The 1,374-nt window shown below is 26.1% G+C and carries 1 protein-coding gene; it reads right to left on the bottom strand.

Annotated elements, in window-relative coordinates; genetic code table 4:
* Positions 1–541: hypothetical protein (locus tag EHU54_RS05840; protein ID WP_400249456.1), on the bottom strand; the 541-nt coding region annotated here is incomplete at its 3' end.
* Positions 542–1,374 lie beyond the last annotated feature (833 nt).

The raw sequence follows: 1,374 nt of genomic DNA, 5'->3' as shown, positions 1-1,374 counted from the left end.
CATCTCAATATTTACCAACTTTAACTTCTTTTGTATAAAAATTATCTGCTTTATTATCATTATTCATAAAATAACTTAATTTATATTGATTTAAGTATTCTAACATTTTATTAACATCATAAATGTTTTCACCATCAATTAATTTTCAATAAATATTATTATTTTCATCTTTTAATTTTATCGCAAAAGGTGTTTCATTATTGGCTCATATAGTTGAGTTAAATGGTTGATTTTTAAAATCATCAATTGTTAAGATAGTAATTTCTTCACCTTTATATTTTTGTACTATTTTTAAACTATTTTGTCATTGAGCAATCGTACTTTCCATATTATCAAATATTCGTGTATAACTACCATAATCACTTGGTTTTGCATTATTTGGTTTTCAACCTGTTTCAGTATCAGGAATATATGAACTATAAACATTAAATGGAAATACCATTCAATGACGATTATCTTTTATGTTTTCTCTTATATCTATTAAAGTATCGTGGGCTTGTCTTCTTAATTCTTCTATAACCCCGAGATTAATTCTACTCATTTTTTAATTCTCCTTAATTTCTGTTCTACCTTGGATAGCATTTTGATTATTACCAGTTTCATCATATTCTAGTAATTTATTATTATGTTCTATTTCTTTTGCTTGCATTTTATCTTGTCATGCTTCTACTTTTTCAAAATATTTGGTTGCTTCTAATTCATCAATATTATCATATTCAGTAATTGCTCTTATTGGTTCCATTGTGCCATTATCTAATCTGGCAGTAATTAATTCATTTTGTCGCATTTGGTCAACTAAACTAGCACTAATAAAATCAAAACCATATTCTCGTTCACCATTTCCATCTCATAAACCATAATATTTTAAAACAGTATCAAACATTTTAGTATAATATTGCTTACGATATGCTTGTAAATATGCTTGTTTTTCTAAATCTTTTGTTTTAGTTAATAATGATTGTGTTTTATTTTGGTCATTATCTGATTTATCACCAAAAGGACTAGAAAAATGACAGGCTAAATATACTTGTTCAATAATAGATTTTTGGTCTTCTGTATATGTTTCTAAAGTTGGTGTACCTTGTACTACTTGTAAAGATTGAGATGATGTCCCATCTGCTGCCGTTTGACCAGATTGAATAAAAATATCATTAAAAACATTCTGCATTACATTTTTATTTCCATTATTATAAGCATTCATTAAATTATCATCTAATTNACCATATCAATGCGTACGATTTGCTCATCGTTCTTTTGATTTAATATCAAAACTATCTTCTAAATCAAATTGTAATTTATAACAATTTGCCATAGTAGGTCATGGATTTAAAGTGGTTGATGTTGATAAGAACAACGGATTAGGTTCATTTATCA

Source organism: Spiroplasma sp. ald (assembly GCF_044714355.1).
Classification (GTDB): Bacteria; Bacillota_I; Bacilli_A; order Mycoplasmatales; family Mycoplasmataceae; genus Spiroplasma; species Spiroplasma phoeniceum.
This window is presented reverse-complemented; position numbering and strand designations above follow the sequence as displayed.